Source organism: Corynebacterium capitovis DSM 44611, assembly GCF_030440535.1.
GTDB lineage: Bacteria > Actinomycetota > Actinomycetes > Mycobacteriales > Mycobacteriaceae > Corynebacterium > Corynebacterium capitovis.
Window position 1 is genome coordinate 1 of record NZ_CP047117.1, and the last position, 15,068, is coordinate 15,068.

General features: G+C 62.7%; 13 protein-coding genes and 2 tRNA genes. 12 read left to right on the forward strand and 3 right to left on the reverse strand.

Annotated features, from left to right (window positions below; genetic code table 11):
* The 6 genes from dnaA (at nucleotide 1) to CAPI_RS00030 (ending at nucleotide 8,204) form a co-directional block, all read left to right on the forward strand.
* Nucleotides 1-1,575, forward strand: a complete 1,575-nt coding sequence (gene dnaA, locus CAPI_RS00005; protein WP_026157082.1) for a chromosomal replication initiator protein DnaA — start codon at nucleotides 1-3, stop codon at nucleotides 1,573-1,575.
* A 532-nt stretch (nucleotides 1,576-2,107) separates the two neighbouring features.
* Complete coding sequence (dnaN, locus tag CAPI_RS00010) at nucleotides 2,108-3,295, forward strand: DNA polymerase III subunit beta (protein WP_018017223.1); 1,188 nt, start codon at nucleotides 2,108-2,110, stop codon at nucleotides 3,293-3,295.
* 16 nt (nucleotides 3,296-3,311) lie between these two features.
* A complete protein-coding gene (gene recF / locus CAPI_RS00015) occupies nucleotides 3,312-4,493 on the forward strand; it encodes a DNA replication/repair protein RecF (protein ID WP_018017224.1) in 1,182 nt (393 codons plus the stop codon).
* Nucleotides 4,477-5,064 carry a DciA family protein gene (locus CAPI_RS00020; RefSeq protein ID WP_026157083.1) on the forward strand — a complete coding sequence of 196 codons (588 nt, stop codon included), beginning with the start codon at nucleotides 4,477-4,479 and terminating at the stop codon, nucleotides 5,062-5,064. Before recF ends, CAPI_RS00020 begins: the two co-directional genes overlap by 17 nt.
* 135 nt (nucleotides 5,065-5,199) lie before the next feature.
* Nucleotides 5,200-7,275, forward strand: coding sequence for a DNA topoisomerase (ATP-hydrolyzing) subunit B (gene gyrB, locus CAPI_RS00025; RefSeq protein WP_018017226.1), 2,076 nt, complete (start codon nucleotides 5,200-5,202; stop codon nucleotides 7,273-7,275).
* Between the two features lie 53 nt (nucleotides 7,276-7,328).
* Nucleotides 7,329-8,204: an alpha/beta fold hydrolase gene (locus CAPI_RS00030; protein ID WP_018017227.1), complete on the forward strand. Its 876-nt coding sequence runs from the start codon at nucleotides 7,329-7,331 to the stop codon at nucleotides 8,202-8,204.
* On the opposite strand, the gene CAPI_RS00035 is transcribed toward CAPI_RS00030, so the two are convergent.
* Nucleotides 8,201-9,328: an ROK family transcriptional regulator gene (locus tag CAPI_RS00035; protein WP_018017228.1), complete on the reverse strand. Its 1,128-nt coding sequence runs from the start codon at nucleotides 9,326-9,328 to the stop codon at nucleotides 8,201-8,203. The genes CAPI_RS00030 and CAPI_RS00035 overlap by 4 nt on opposite strands.
* Before the next feature lie 725 nt (nucleotides 9,329-10,053).
* Between CAPI_RS00035 and CAPI_RS00040 the strand changes: the two genes are divergently transcribed.
* Entirely contained in the window at nucleotides 10,054-10,941 is an 888-nt protein-coding gene (locus tag CAPI_RS00040) for a 3-hydroxyacyl-CoA dehydrogenase (RefSeq protein ID WP_018017229.1), read from the forward strand.
* Nucleotides 10,942-10,956: 15 nt separating this feature from the next.
* Here CAPI_RS00040 and CAPI_RS00045 read toward each other — a convergent pair whose 3' ends face one another.
* Nucleotides 10,957-11,226 (reverse strand): hypothetical protein, encoded by a 270-nt coding sequence (locus CAPI_RS00045; protein ID WP_026157085.1) that lies wholly within the window; start codon nucleotides 11,224-11,226, stop codon nucleotides 10,957-10,959.
* A complete protein-coding gene (locus CAPI_RS00050; protein ID WP_425393250.1) occupies nucleotides 11,223-11,432 on the reverse strand; it encodes a CopG family transcriptional regulator in 210 nt (69 codons plus the stop codon). Before CAPI_RS00050 ends, CAPI_RS00045 begins: the two co-directional genes overlap by 4 nt.
* A gap of 77 nt (nucleotides 11,433-11,509) precedes the next feature.
* Between CAPI_RS00050 and gyrA the strand changes: the two genes are divergently transcribed.
* The 5 genes from gyrA to CAPI_RS00075 all read left to right on the forward strand — a co-directional run bounded on the left by gyrA (nucleotide 11,510) and on the right by CAPI_RS00075 (nucleotide 14,968).
* Nucleotides 11,510-14,128, forward strand: coding sequence for a DNA gyrase subunit A (gene gyrA / locus CAPI_RS00055; protein WP_018017232.1), 2,619 nt, complete (start codon nucleotides 11,510-11,512; stop codon nucleotides 14,126-14,128).
* Between the two features lie 2 nt (nucleotides 14,129-14,130).
* Nucleotides 14,131-14,478, forward strand: coding sequence for a DUF3566 domain-containing protein (locus CAPI_RS00060; protein WP_018017233.1), 348 nt, complete (start codon nucleotides 14,131-14,133; stop codon nucleotides 14,476-14,478).
* A gap of 65 nt (nucleotides 14,479-14,543) precedes the next feature.
* A tRNA-Ile gene (locus CAPI_RS00065) sits at nucleotides 14,544-14,620 on the forward strand.
* 1 nt (nucleotide 14,621) lies between these two features.
* Nucleotides 14,622-14,694 (forward strand) — tRNA-Ala (locus CAPI_RS00070).
* A gap of 130 nt (nucleotides 14,695-14,824) precedes the next feature.
* On the forward strand, nucleotides 14,825-14,968 hold the full coding sequence (locus tag CAPI_RS00075) for a hypothetical protein (RefSeq protein ID WP_156806813.1): 144 nt from the start codon (nucleotides 14,825-14,827) through the stop codon (nucleotides 14,966-14,968).
* Nucleotides 14,969-15,068 lie beyond the last annotated feature (100 nt).

Genomic DNA, 15,068 nt, shown 5'->3' on the forward strand with positions numbered 1-15,068 from the left:
GTGGCAAACCAAGACATCGAAGCATTGTGGCGCGATATCGTCGCAGAGCTCCTCGCCCTTTCGGAGCGGCCCAGCTCGAGCATCCCCACGTTGACCCATCAGGAGCGGGCGTACCTTCAGCTGGTCAAACCCGTTATGATCGTGGAGGGTTATGCCATCCTTGCCGCGCCCCACGCGGCGGCGAAAACAGTCATCGAGGAAAGCCTCGCTCCGCACATCACGGATCTTCTTTTCAAGAAGCTGGGGAAACCCTTTTCCCTTGCCGTTTCTACCCAGCCAGCGGTTCCCCAGCCGACACAGAGCACACCCCAGCCCGTCGCACCCATGGCGCACACTCCCGCGGGTGACGAGTGGTTCTCGACGCGATCCACGCCGCACCAGGACGTGGTGACCGCACCCGGTGAACAAATCCCCATGGGCCTAGACGAGCTGGCCCGCCTTCATTCCCAGCAGCAGGCGGAGCGGACGCGCACGCCTGATCGTGCAGAACGTGCCCAGCGCATCCGCCGGGAAAAACCGGCCCACGACCCCGACCGCGAGACGTCTCTCAACCCCAAATACACGTTTGAAAACTTCGTGATCGGCTCGTCGAACCGCTTTGCCAATGGGGCCGCCGTGGCCGTGGCGGAAAACCCGGCTCGTGCATACAACCCCCTTTTCATCTGGGGTGGCTCGGGCCTGGGCAAGACACATCTCCTGCACGCCGCCGGTAACTACGCGCAGGTGCTTCAGCCCGGCCTGCGGATCAAGTACGTCTCCAGCGAAGAATTCACCAACGACTACATCAACTCCGTGCGCGATGACCGGCAGGAATCCTTCAAGCGGCGTTATCGCAATCTCGACATCTTGATGGTCGACGACATTCAATTCCTGGAGGGCAAGGAAGGCACCCAGGAGGAGTTCTTCCACACGTTCAATTCGCTGCACCAGCAGGATAAACAGATCATTTTGTCGTCCGATCGCCCGCCAAAGCAGCTCACCACCCTTGAGGACAGGCTGCGCACCCGTTTCGAGGGCGGGCTCATTACCGACGTTCAGCCCCCCGACCTGGAGACGCGCATCGCGATTCTAATGAAGAAAGCGTCGGCGGATGGGACTCAGGCGGACAGGTCGGTCCTCGAGCTCATCGCCAGCCAGTTTGAGTCGTCGATTAGAGAGCTCGAAGGCGCTCTAATCCGCGTCTCCGCGTACTCCTCGCTCATCAACGAGCCGGTGACCTTGGAGGTCGCGCAGGTTGCGTTGCGCGACATCCTCCCCGACGAAGGCGACGTCAACATCGACGCGTCTGCAATCAAAGAGGCGGCGGCGGAGTACTTCAACGTGACAGTCGAGCAGCTCACAGGAGCGGGCAAGACCAGGCAGGTTGCGCACGCCCGCCAGCTTGCCATGTACCTCTGCCGAGAGTTGACCGAGCTGTCACTTCCTCGCATCGGGAATGAGTTTGGTGGCAAGGACCACACGACCGTGATGTACGCCGATCGCAAGATCCGCAAGGAAATGACCGAAAACCGCGGCACCTACGATGAGATTCAACAGCTCACACAGATGATCAAAAACAGAGCGAGAATGAGCTGACCACTGCATTCCTGTACGAACCCGGCCTCCTGAAGGTGGCCGGGTTTTTTGTCCACAGCATTAATCACAACCGTGTAATTCCACGGCACGTTTTTGGAGATTTCCTATTATTAGTGACCTGTACCACACCGTCGACTGAGTGTGGATAACCCTCCTGGCGCCGTGAAATCCCAGTGCATAAGAGTCGCACCCTTGTGGACAAAGAACAGGCTATCTTTTTTATCCACAGGAGCGTTCTCTTATCCACAGGTTATCCACAAGCCTGGGCACAGCGCGAAACGCCGAGATAAGCACGCTGTTTGCGGGGCATTCCACACCTTCCACACCACCTACTGCAGTTCCCGACTCATTTCTTGTAACTCAACGAGAAGAAAGAGAGCGTGTGAAATCTCCGTGCGCTCCGTCTCCGAGAGGGCTACCCCGGCAAATGACAAGAGTTGGCGCCCCGCCTAAAGTGGAGCCGAGTTTTGCAATTTCCGTTCGCGCTTCCGGGGAACCCCGGGGAGGCGCCTCATGGTGCAAGGGAGCAGGCATGGAGGACGACCGGGTGTCGTTTCGCGTCCATAGGGACGATCTCGCTGATGCAGTGTCATGGGTGGCCAGGAGCCTGCCGACAAAAAACACGCAGCCAATCCTGCGCGCCGCGGTGATTACCGCAGATGACGCGGGTTTGGAATTCGCTGGTTTCGACTACGAGGTCTCCTCGCGTGTGCGCATTGCAGCAGAGGTGGACCAGCCGGGTCGCGTCGCAGTAGCGGGCAAACTACTGGCGGACATCGTTGCCAGCATGCCCACCAAGCCCGTCGAGGTTTCCACCGACGGCTCCCGCATGCTGCTCCTCGCAGGCTCCGCTCGCTTCGAGCTCCCCCTCATGCCCCTCGACGACTACCCGCAGCTGCCCACCTTGCCCGAAGTGACGGGCACGATCTCACCGGCAGATTTCGTCGGAGCTGTCACCCAGGTCGCCTCCGCCGCAGGCCGCGATGACACTCTCCCCATGCTGACAGGCATCCACATCGAGATTGATGGTTCTTCTCTTCAGCTCACCGCGACGGACCGCTTCCGTTTGGCTCTGCGGACTATCGCCTGGCAACCCACCGCGGAGGCCGTGCGCGCCAAACTCCTCGTCCCGGCGAAGACGCTGGTAGACAACGCCCGCACCTTGGATACTCACGTAGATGACCCGGTGGAAATCGCCGTAGGCGGCCACACCAACGTGGGTGCGGAAGGGCTTTTTGGTCTCCACTCCGCGAATCGCGAAACAACAACCCGCATGCTCGACGCAGACTTCCCGAATATCCAGCCCTTACTGCCCAAGACGCACACCTCGATGGCCACCGTGGAGATTGCCCCTCTTGTCGACGCGATCCGCCGCGTCAGCCTGGTCGCGGACAGAAACTCGCAGGTACGCATGCACTTCAAAGACGGTGAGGTGACGCTGTATGCCTCCGGTGTCGATTCGGGCGAGGCGACCGAAACCCTTCCCGCCGTGTTCAGCGGTGTCGACGAGCTCCTGATCGCGTTCAACTCCGGCTACCTCAAAGACGGCTTGAGTGTGATCCCGACTGAGCGCGTGGTCTTTGGTTTCACCGAGCCCTCCCGGCCTGCCATCATGATCCCCGAGCCCGAGCAGCTGCCCGAGGCAGAAGCGGACGGCACGTTCCCAACTCCCGCCACCGACTTCACCTACCTGCTCATGCCCGTTCGCCTGCCCGGTTAGTCCCCTACCCACAACCGTGTACGTCCGCGAACTTGACCTGCGCAACTTCCGTTCTTGGCCGGAGTTGTCTCTGTCGCTGACGCCGGGGGTGACGGTGTTTTCGGGCCGGAACGGTTACGGTAAGACGAACATCGTCGAGGCGGTGCACTACACCTCGGTGCTGTCCAGCCATCGAGTTTCCGGCGATGCTCCCCTGATTAGAAGCGGCTGCTCAAGCGCCCGCGTCTCCGCGACCGTTGTTAACGACGGCCGCGAGCTCACCACCCACCTGCTCCTCAACTCGGCGGGGGCGAACCAGGCCCAAATCAATAGAACCAGGCTTAAGTCCCCGCGCGAGATAGCAGGGGTACTGCGCGCGGTGATGTTTTCCCCCGAGGACCTGCGACTTGTCAACGGTGAGCCCGGGGAGCGGCGGCGTTTCCTCGATGACCTCGTCGGTCTGCGCGCACCCCGTCTCGGTGGCGCCCGCGCCGACTACGAGCGGATCCTGCGGCAGCGCAACGCTTTGCTCCGCCATTCCTCCTCCGACCTGCGGCGTGGTTACAACGACGGGGGTGGGGCGTCGGCTTTGAGCACCCTTGACGCGTGGGATCTGCAGCTCGCGCGCGCAGCAGGCCAAGTAATCGCGAGCAGACTATCGCTTATCGACGCCCTCGCGTCACCCATCTCCGAGGCCTACGCCGCTGTGGCCCCCGAGTCGCGCCCCGCCACCGTGACGTACAAGTCCACGGTGGACGATGCGATTTTCTCCCTCGCGGGCGAAGCAAGCCGGGACCCGGAGGTGATCGAAGCGGCGGTCCTAGCTGAGCTCGGTCGCCGCCGGAGAGACGAGATCGACCGCGGCATCACACTTGTCGGCCCCCACCGCGATGACCTGGTGTTGTTCTTAGGCGAGCAACCCGCCAAGGGGTACGCCAGCCACGGAGAAACGTGGTCCTTTGCGCTCGCGTTGCACCTCGCGGAGTACGCTCTGCTGGCAGCGGAAGGGCCAGGGCCGGTTCTCATCTTGGACGACGTGTTCGCGGAACTCGATGCGAAGCGGCGCGAGAGGCTCGTCGCCGTCACGGAGGGGGCCGAGCAGGTACTTGTCACCGCGGCGGTGGGTGATGACCTTCCCCCCAACCTCGCCGATGCGGTGAGCGCCAGGTACTCGGTGGTGATGGAGGAGGGGGTGTCCCAGATTGAGCGACCTGATTAAGTCGACTTTTGACAGTCTGCGCGCGCAGGCCGGCCAGCGTTCGGGCCGGTTACCGGATCTGAGCCGGCAGGGCCGAGGTGTGGTGCCGCGGCGTAGCGCGTCGAAAAGCGGGGCTCGAGTGCCTGGTCTTGCGGGTCTGGAGCTCGGGGGCGAGGAGAAGAAGTGGCGCGGCCCGGGTCGACCGACCGGGCCAGATGGACGGGCGCGCGTGCCTGGGTACGAGGTCAGCGGGTTTGGACAGCTGGTGCGCAAGGAGATTCGGAAGAGGGAGTGGAATGACAACCTCGCCGCGGGGTGGGTAATGGGAAACTGGGCCGGCCTCGTGGGTGAAAAGATCGCGCAACACACGACGGTGGAGATGATCAAAGAGGGCGAGGTGTTTGTCTCCTGCGATCAAACCGCCTGGGCCACGCAGCTGAAGTACATGCAGTCGACCGTGCTGGGGGAGATCGCGAGGAAGGTTGGGCCGGGGATCATCACGAAGTTGCACGTGTACCCGCCGAAAACAAAGAACTGGCGGTACGGGCCGCTGCACGTCAAGGGGCGCGGCCCGCGCGACACGTACGGTTAAGCTGCGGGCCGCACGCCCAAATTCGGCCCTGCAACGCCGTCTCGCGAGCGCAGCGGGTGCCGGTGGTGGTCCCCACTAGGTGTAAACTAGGACAGGTTACAACCCCGCCAAGCGCAACAGGAGAGACCATCCACCGTGGCTATTCAAGAACCGCACTACGATGCGTCGTCGATCACGATCCTCGAGGGCCTCGAGGCAGTGCGCAAACGGCCGGGTATGTACATCGGCTCCACAGGCTCACGCGGCCTGCACCACCTGGTGTGGGAGGTCGTTGATAACTCGGTCGACGAGGCCATGGCCGGGTGCGCCGATCGCATTGACGTCACCATTATGAAAGACGGGGGAATCGAGGTCATCGATAACGGCCGCGGTATCCCCGTGGACATGCACCCGTCCGGTGCCCCCACGGTGCAGGTTGTGATGACGCAGCTGCACGCCGGCGGCAAGTTCGATTCCGATTCTTACGCCGTCTCTGGCGGGTTGCACGGCGTGGGTATTTCTGTGGTCAACGCCCTATCCACGCGAGTGGAGGCGGATATCAAGCGCGATGGCAAGCACTGGTACCAAAGGTTCACCGATGCTGTACCGGAGCCGCTTGAGGAGGGGGGCAACGCCCGCGGAACTGGGACGACCATTCGCTTCTGGCCGGATGCGGAGATTTTCGAAACGGTCGATTTTGACTACACCACCATCTCCCGCCGCCTGCAGGAAATGGCCTTCCTGAACAAGGGCCTGACCATCACGCTCAAAGACGAGAGGGTCACCGAGGAGGAGCTCGAGCTCGAAGCCATCGCGGAAGAGGGCGAGACGGCAGCACTTGTCGACGGCGATTCGTTCGACGACACGGCCATCACAGACTCGGCAGCCGATTCCACCGACGCCGCGGAGCAGGTCGCCCCCGCCACGAAGAAGAAGCGCGAAAAGAAGGTCACCTTCCACTACCCGAACGGGTTGATCGACTACGTCGACTACCTGAACCGCAATAAGAACGTCGTCCACCCCACGGTGATTGGCTTTGAAGCAAAGGCCACCGACCACGAGGCCGAGGTGGCGATGCAGTGGAACGCCGGTTTTAAGGAGTCGGTGCACACCTTTGCCAACACCATTAACACCCATGAGGGTGGCACTCACGAGGAAGGGTTCCGCGCCGCGCTGACTTCCTTGATGAACCGGTACGCCCGCGAGCACAAGATGATCAAGGACAAAGACCCGAACCTCACGGGTGACGATTGCCGAGAGGGTATCTCTGCCGTCGTCTCTGTGCGCGTGTCCGACCCGCAGTTCGAGGGGCAGACGAAGACTAAGCTGGGAAGCACCGAGATCAAGGGTTTCGTCCAGCGCGCCGTGAACGAGCACCTCTCTGATTGGTTTGACGCCAACCCGGCCGAGGCCAAGGCGATTGTGAACAAGGCGGTGTCCTCCTCGCAGGCTCGCCAGGCGGCGCGCAAGGCCCGCGACCTCGTCCGGCGCAAGTCCGCGAACGATATGGGCGGGCTGCCCGGCAAGCTCGCCGACTGCCGGTCGAAGGACCCCAAGAAGTCTGAACTGTTCATCGTGGAGGGCGACTCCGCCGGTGGCTCAGCCAAGCAGGGCCGCGACTCGATGTACCAGGCGATCCTGCCTCTGCGCGGCAAGATCCTCAACGTGGAAAAGGCACGTATGGACCGCGTGTTGAAAAACGCCGAGGTCCAAGCCATCATCACCGCGCTGGGCACGGGTATCCACGACGAGTTCGATATTTCCCGGTTGCGCTACCACAAGATCGTGCTCATGGCGGACGCCGACGTGGATGGACAGCACATCGCGACATTGCTGCTCACCCTGTTGTTCCGCTTCATGCCGCAGCTCATCGAGCAGGGCCACGTCTACCTGGCGAACCCGCCTTTGTACAAGCTCAAGTGGGCGAAGGGAGAGCCGGGCTTCGCGTTTTCCGACGCCGAGCGCGACAGCGAGCTCGCGGCGGGCCTCGAGGCGGGGCGCAAGATCAACACCGACGACGGCATCCAGCGCTACAAAGGTCTCGGCGAGATGAACCCGAGCGAGCTGTGGGAGACCACGCTGGACCCAGAGTACCGCATCCTGCGCCGCGTGGACCTCGAGGATGCGCAGCTCGCCGATGAGTTGTTCTCCGTCCTCATGGGCGACGACGTTTCTGCCCGCCGCTCCTTCATCACCCGGAAAGCCAAAGACGTCCGCTTCCTCGACGTGTAAAAAGCGAAGCTCATTCCGAGCGACCGTTCCTGTGCCCGTCTACACTCAGTGAGATGACGATCACAGGTCAACCGCGTTCCCTAGAGCTTTCGCTTCCCGACGGTTCCACCACAACCGTGCTCCTCTTCGACCCCGCTCACACGTCCTCCGCACCGCTCGTGGTCATCTGGCCCGGGTTCGGGATCGGTGGTCGTTATTATCAGCCGATGGCTAGTTTCCTCGCGGACCATGGCTTCCCGGTGGCGATCGGTGAGCTCCGCGGCCAGGGGACGAACACGGCAGTTCCCACCCGCTCGCACCAGTGGGGGTACCACGAGATGGTCACGCAGGATTACCCTCTGACCATTCGCGTCGCCAAAGGAGCCTGTGGTCTCGGTGATGATCATCCGGTTGTGCTGTTAACTCACTCGATGGGTGGGCAGATCGGCGTGCTGTTCCTGTCCAATCCGGTTGCCCGCGAGCTGAACGTCGTGGGAATGATGGGTGTTGGGACGGGGAGCCCGTACCGCAACGCTTTTCGTGGACGGGACAAACTCAAGCTCACCGTTGGTGCGCCCATGATGGGAGCGGTGTCCGCAGTCCTCGGTTACTGGCCGGGTGGCCGGATTGATCTGGCGGGCTATGGGCGCCAGGCGGGCAGGCACGTGCGCGAATGGGCGCAGCTGTCCCGGACGAATGAGTTCACCCACCTCGCGGGTGCAGACTATGAGAATGTGCTGCCCGGCATAAGAACGCCCGTACTACTAACGCGTTTCTCCAACGACGGCGACTGCACAATCGCTTCCGCGCAGGCCTTGGCCCAGCACTTCCCTGATGCGGACCCTGTTGTCGAAGAAATTCCCGGCGACCTAGGCCATAACCGCTGGGCGCGGGAGCCGGAGATCGTAGGACGGCGCTTTATCCGGTTTTACGAGGAGGTACTGGCCTAAGCGACGACCCGAGCCGGGTCGTTCCACAACCGGTACACCGCCATCATCCGCGCCGCGGAGGGCAGAGTACCCGGGCTAGCGCGCTGGATGCGCAGCGTGCAGCGCCCTTCCAGGTGGCCGCGGACGTGGCGGACAACCGTTTTGAGAGTAGCGGGGTGGGCCGTGAAGGCTTCCCCGGCGAGGACGAGCGTTCCTGGATCCAGCACATCCACAGCGGTGAGGATTGTGCGCGCCAGCTCGTACGCGCGTTCCTGCAGAATCGCCTCCGCGTGGGGGCAGGATGACGCTAAGGCGGTGAGCTGGCCGAAGGAGGATACGTCTAACCCGTCCTTCTGCGCATTGCGCACGACATCCCCGTTAGTCAGGGGGACACTGGAGTCAGGGCGGTGGCGGGGCGCGCGGGGTCGATGGACGGCGCCGCTAAACATCCAGGCGTGGGTGACTACGTTGCGGGCGTAGAAGAACAAGGTTGCCGTTTCCGTGGCTCCCTCCGGTGGCAGCGGGCGGGAGAGGAGTTCGGTTGCTGCCACAGCGGTCACCCCGGTGGCGACGTCGACGTGGCGGCCGTAGGCGTCGGCAAGTAGGGCCCCGACGGGGACGTCCGGCCAGCCGAACTCGGGCGAGGTGAGGTGACCGTTGTGGTCCACAGGCGAGGAAAACGCCACCCCGATTGCGGCGGGCTCGGGCAATCCCGCTGCTAGCGAGAACATCGATCGGCTTAGGGAGGAGAGGGTCTCGGGTGCGCCGCGCGTGGCGTCCAGATCTAGGTGGGCTTGGCGGATGGTGCGGCCGGCGCCGTCGCAGACCAAAATGACGGAGCGGCGCACCCCGACGTGGGCGCCCCACGTGACGATGTGGCGCCCGTCGACTTCCAGACGTGCGCTGGGGCGGCCGGTCTGGGTGGTGTCAACACCGGGGTGGCGTTCCTCTACCAATCCCAGTTGGCTCAGGCGGGTGACCAGGCGCGCAACCGTTGGCTGGGAGAGCCCCAGGTCGTTTTTGAGCTGGGAGCGGGTGGTTCCGGGTGACACCCGGATCTGGTGCAGGACCCGAGCCAGGGGAGAGGAAGGCACCTCGAATTGCAGGGGTGCGACGGAGTTGTTGACTGCGGTGGGAGCCGTCATGAGCTCACTATAGACCGATATGTCTATTCGCAGCAGCGGTATCGTCATTATATTCAGGCCAATTCAAAAGGTACAACCTGCATAAATTCAGCAGAAATCGACGTGCGGAGGGCGGGATAGACCGACTAGTCTACTCATGATGAGACGCCGCAGAGAGGAGCCAGCCGCGACGGGGGACCGTGGATCAAGCGGGCGCTCCAACGTGCCGTTTTCGCGGGGTTCCTTGCAACGTGGTGGGTCCTGACTTCGGCGCACCTCGTCGATGCGAACCGATGCGTCGCGCGCGGGGCAGGAATCCCATGTGGCGTGCAGGGTTACTTCCTGTGGCAGCACATTCTGGCTACACTGCAGCGGATCGTCATCGGCGGGGGAGCGCCTGGCTCACATGTGGAGGGACGGACGCGGAGCTGATGGACGTGCGCGCAGCTCACTGAGGGGGGTTCACGGCGCCCACGTCTCCGCAACTTGAAGAAAGCGGCCCGGGTTTCACCCTCGGGCCGCTTTGTGCTGTGGTTCTTCCACCGCAGCGCGCTCCAGTCACTGCAACCACACGAGTCACAACTGTAACACGTGGGACGGTGAGGTGGCGGTGAGGTGGCGGTTGCCTCGGGGGCTTTCTTCTGCGCCCAGGGTGTCAACGCAGTTAGAGTGGGTGCTATCGGTGGCGCCCTGCCTGCCTGGCTGCTGTGGGGCCCACCGCGTTTGGAACCCGCGAAAGGAATGATATGACCGCAATCAAGAATGTTTCCGTCATCGGCTCTGGGGTGCTGGGGGCACAGATCGCCTTCGTTATCGCCCACGCTGGTTTCAAAGTCACCGCTTGGGATATCAACGATGACGCAGTCGAAGCAGCGAAGGGCCGGTTCGAATCCATCGGCAACAAGATGATCGCCGACCTAGAGAATGTGACCGAAAGCTCGGTTGCCACGGGCCGCGACAACATTTCCCTCACTACGGATCTCAACGCCGCCGTAGCCGAGGCGGACCTCGTTATCGAGGCCGCTCCTGAGAAGTTGGAGCTCAAACGCGAGATCTGGAAGAAAGTCGGAGCGGTGGCGCCGTCCCACACCATCTTCTGCTCGAATACGTCCTCTTTCCTAGGCAGCGAAATTGCCGACGCCTGCGGTGACGCTTCCCGTTTTATAAACACCCACTTTGCCAACCGGGTGTGGCTGTACAACATCGTCGAGATCATGCCGAACCCCGAGACGGATCGGACGTACCGCGATGTCGTGGTGGAGTTCTTCAACGAGGCAAAGATGGAGCCCGTCGTGATGAAGAAGGAGCAGCGTGCCTACCTTTTGAACACGATGATGGTCCCGTTCCTGCAGGCCGCGCAATACCTCTACGTCAACGACGTAGCGAGCGTCGACCAGATCGATAAGGATTGGCGCATCGCCATGGGAAGTGACATGGGTCCGTTCCAGATCATGGACATGATCGGTTTGCGCTCCATCGTCAACGTCGCCGAGGCATCTAAGGAAGAACAGCCGGAGTGGAAGAAGCGGTTTACCGAGATCGCTAAGCAGATGATTGAGGAGGGCCGCTCCGGCCAAGGCGACGGGAAGGGGTTCTACACCTACGACAGCGAGGGCAATATCCTCGCCCAGTAAGCCCAGTAGACACGGTCAGTTCGCCTCAGCCCACGCGCGGAACACATCTTCAGCCACCGCCGCCAGCGCTTGATTCGCGCCGCTTAACGGGCGAAGCGCCGCGACGGTGCGCGCGAGCGCGGCGGCCGCGTCCTCGACGGAATCGAACACCGGCACGCCGTGGATGCGCGCGCCCGGCACCGCCGCGCAGGCTGCCAGGGCCGAAAAAGAGCGCACGCGAACTTGATACTGCGCGCACACCTCGTCGGCCACCGCGAGTAGTTGTTCGTTGCTGAAAGCTCTCACTGGCCGCGGGTCCGCCGGATCCGAGCCTCGGTGGCGGCGTACTCCTCCACTCGGGTGCGGGCGAGGGCCGTGACGGTGGCGTCGTCAAGCGTGCGCGATGCGGCGCTGATGACCGCCCGGCGCACGGCGTCATGCTTGGAGCAACTCCACGCGGAGGCGAGGAGAACGAGCGCTTTATCCTCATCGGCGGTGAGGCGAAGGGTCATGGCCATACCACTGTGATACCACGGCCTCGGGGTAGAGGCCGCTAGAATGGCTCAGAACGCTTCTGAGAAAGGTGACTATGAGCGACGATTACGATCGCATTCATCCCATTGACATCAATGAGGAGATGCAGACCAGCTACATCGATTACGCGATGAGCGTGATCGTTGGTCGCGCCCTGCCGGACGTGCGCGATGGGATGAAGCCTGTCCACCGCCGCATTATCTACGCGATGTACGACAACGGCTACCGGCCGGAACGCTCCTACGTGAAGAGCGCGAAGCCGGTCGCGGACACGATGGGTAACTACCACCCGCACGGTGACTCCGCGATCTACGACACCCTCGTTCGTATGGCCCAGCCGTGGGCGATGCGCTATCCGCTTGTCGACGGCCAGGGCAACTTCGGCTCCCCAGGCAACGATGGGCCGGCAGCCATGCGCTACACCGAGTGTAAGCTGACCCCCCTGGCCATGGAAATGGTGCGGGACATCCGTGAAAACGCCGTTGATTTCTCCCCGAACTACGACGGCAAGACCCGGGAACCGGACGTGTTGCCCTCGCGCGTGCCGAACCTGCTGATGAACGGCTCCGGCGGCATCGCCGTCGGCATGGCCACGAACATCCCGCCACACAACCTCGGCGAGCTGGCCGAGGCGATCTACTGGATCCTGGATCACCACGAGGCCGACGAAAAGACGACCCTCGATGCGGTGATGGAGCGCATACCGGGGCCTGATTTCCCCACGGCTGGCCTGATCGTCGGTGACCAGGGCATTAAGGATGCGTACACCACGGGCCGCGGTTCAATCCGCATGCGGGGTGTGACGGAGATTGAGGAGATCGGCAACCGCCAAGTCATCGTCATCACCGAGCTGCCCTACCAGGTCAACCCGGACAACTTCATCGCGAGCATCGCCGACCAGATCAACAACGGCAAGATGCCGGGGGCCTCGCGGATTGACGACGAATCCTCCGACCGTGTCGGCATGCGCATCGTAGTCAGCCTCAAGCGCGACGCCGTTCCGCGCGTGGTGTTGAACAACCTGTACAAGCACTCGCAGCTGGAGACGAACTTCTCCGCCAACATGCTCTCCATCGTCGACGGAGTGCCCCGCACCCTGCGCCTCGACCAGATGCTGCGCTTCTACGTTAAGCACCAGATCGACGTCATCGTCCGGCGCACCCAGTACCGCCTGGATGAAGCAGAGAAGCGCGCCCACATCCTGCGCGGCTTGGTCAAGGCTCTCGACGCCCTCGACGAGGTCATCGCCCTGATCCGCCGGTCTCCGACTGTCGACGAGGCCCGCTCCGGATTGATGTCTCTCCTCGACGTCGACGAGATCCAGGCCGACGCCATCCTGGCCATGCAGCTGCGCCGGCTCGCGGCCCTGGAGAGGCAGAAAATCGTCGACGATCTTGCTGCGATTGAAAAGGAAATCGCCGACTACAAGGACATCCTGGCCAGCCCCGAGCGCCAGCGCGCCATTGTTGGCGACGAGCTCCGGGAGATCGTGGCCAAGTACGGCGACGCCCGCCGGACCCAGCTCGTCGCGGCGACCGGCGACGTGACGGAGGAAGACCTCATCGCCCGCGAGAACGTGGTGGTCACCATCACGTCTACTGGTTACGCCAAGCGCACCAAGGTGGACTCCTACAAGGCTCAGAAGCGTGGTGGAAAGGGCGTGCGCGGTGCGGAGCTGAAGCAGGACGACGTGGTGAAGAACTTCTTCATCTGCTCCACGCACGACTGGATCCTCTTCTTCACCAACTTCGGTCGCGTGTACCGCCTCAAGGCCTACGAGCTGCCCGAGGCCGGGCGCACCGCGCGCGGGCAGCACGTGGCCAACCTCCTGGAGTTCCAGCCGGAAGAAAAGATCGCGCAGGTCATTCAGATTCAGTCCTACCGGGATGCGCCGTACCTGGTGCTAGCTACCCGGGAGGGCCGCGTGAAGAAGTCGCGGTTGACGGACTACGAGTCGGCGCGCTCCGCCGGGCTCATCGCGATCAACCTCAACGAGGGGGATTCGCTGATTGGCGCGTCGCTCGCCGCGGAAGACGAGGACATATTGCTCGTCTCCGAGCAGGGCCAGGCCATTCGCTTCACCGCCAGCGACGACCAACTGCGCCCGATGGGTCGCGCAACCGCGGGCGTGAAAGGCATGCGCTTCCGCGGCGACGACCAGCTGCTGGCCATGACGGTCGTTCACGACGGCGAATTCCTGCTCGTGGCCACCTCCGGGGGATACGGCAAGCGCACCCCGATCGCGGAGTACCCGACGAAGGGGCGCGGCGGAATGGGCGTCATGACGTTCAAGTACACGCCGAAGCGCGGCAAGTTGATCGGCGCGCTCTCCGTTGACGAAGAGGACCAGATCTTGGCCATTACCTCCGCGGGTGGGGTGATCCGTACGGAGGTCAGCCAGATCAGACCGTCGTCACGCGCGACGATGGGCGTTCGCTTGGTCGATCTTAACGACGGCGTGGAGCTGCTGGCCATCGATAAGAACGTCGAGGACGAAGGCGAGGTCGAAGCCACGGCCGTGGCCAAGGGCGAGAAGACCGTCGAAGAAGCGATGGAGGCGATGGAGACCGCACCGCCCGCGCCGCTGAAACCCGTCAACGTCAACAGCGTGGAGGCAGATGACGCCGCCGCGGGCTACGATGGCGACACCGGCGACGATGGGGACGAGGAGTAAATATGGCCGCGCGTAACGTCACGATCACCCACGTGAGCGCGGGTTCCGTGTTCAAGCTGGCAACCAGCCTGGCCGGAATCGGGTTTATCGTGTGGATGTTGGCAGCCGTACTGATCTACCTCGGGCTGGCTTCCGCAGGGGTGATCGACCACATCAACTCCCTCATCGGCGGTGTCGGCGGGGACCAGGTTGTCGACTTCCCGCTGCTGCTGTCCGCGGCGGCCCTGCTCGGTCTCGTTTGGGTGGTGTTCGTGGCGGTGGTGGCGCCGCTGACGGCCATCATCTACAACGCCGTGGCGGACCTGGCCGGCGGGCTCGGCGTGACGATGGCCAACCGTCCCCGCACCTAAAACGCATTCTGAGCTGCAGATTTGGAGTTGTCGAGGGCCCTGGGTAATGTTCTATCTCGTTCCCAGGGCCTATAGCTCAGTCGGTTAGAGCGCATCGCTGATAACGATGAGGTCGCAAGTTCGATTCTTGCTAGGCCCACCATGGGGGATTAGCTCAGTTGGTAGAGCACCTGCTTTGCAAGCAGGATGTCAGGAGTTCGATTCTCCTATCCTCCACAATTAGAAGCGTGTTGGAAAGCCGCGCGGGCCCCGGCTATCTCCTCAGCGTTCACTTTCTCTGCCATAGCCCTTTCTCTTATCACTTGCCCGAGTAGACGGGGAAGGCGCTGTGCTCAGCCTATCAACCATGAGCGACAGCACGCACGATCCGGGCATCAGGGACGAGCTCAAGGGCCGGAGGGGCACCTTTCATTCCGACGAGGAGAAGCAGTTCCGGAACGTCGATGGATACGAAAACGCGGTAGCGGCGGGCATAACCACACGGTGTTAGCCGTTGATCCTATACCCCCCGGGGGTATAGGATGGTCACTGGTGCGAATGGAATCGTCGCAGTGACGTGAGGAGAAGAGGCGCGTCGTGAGCACACGGAC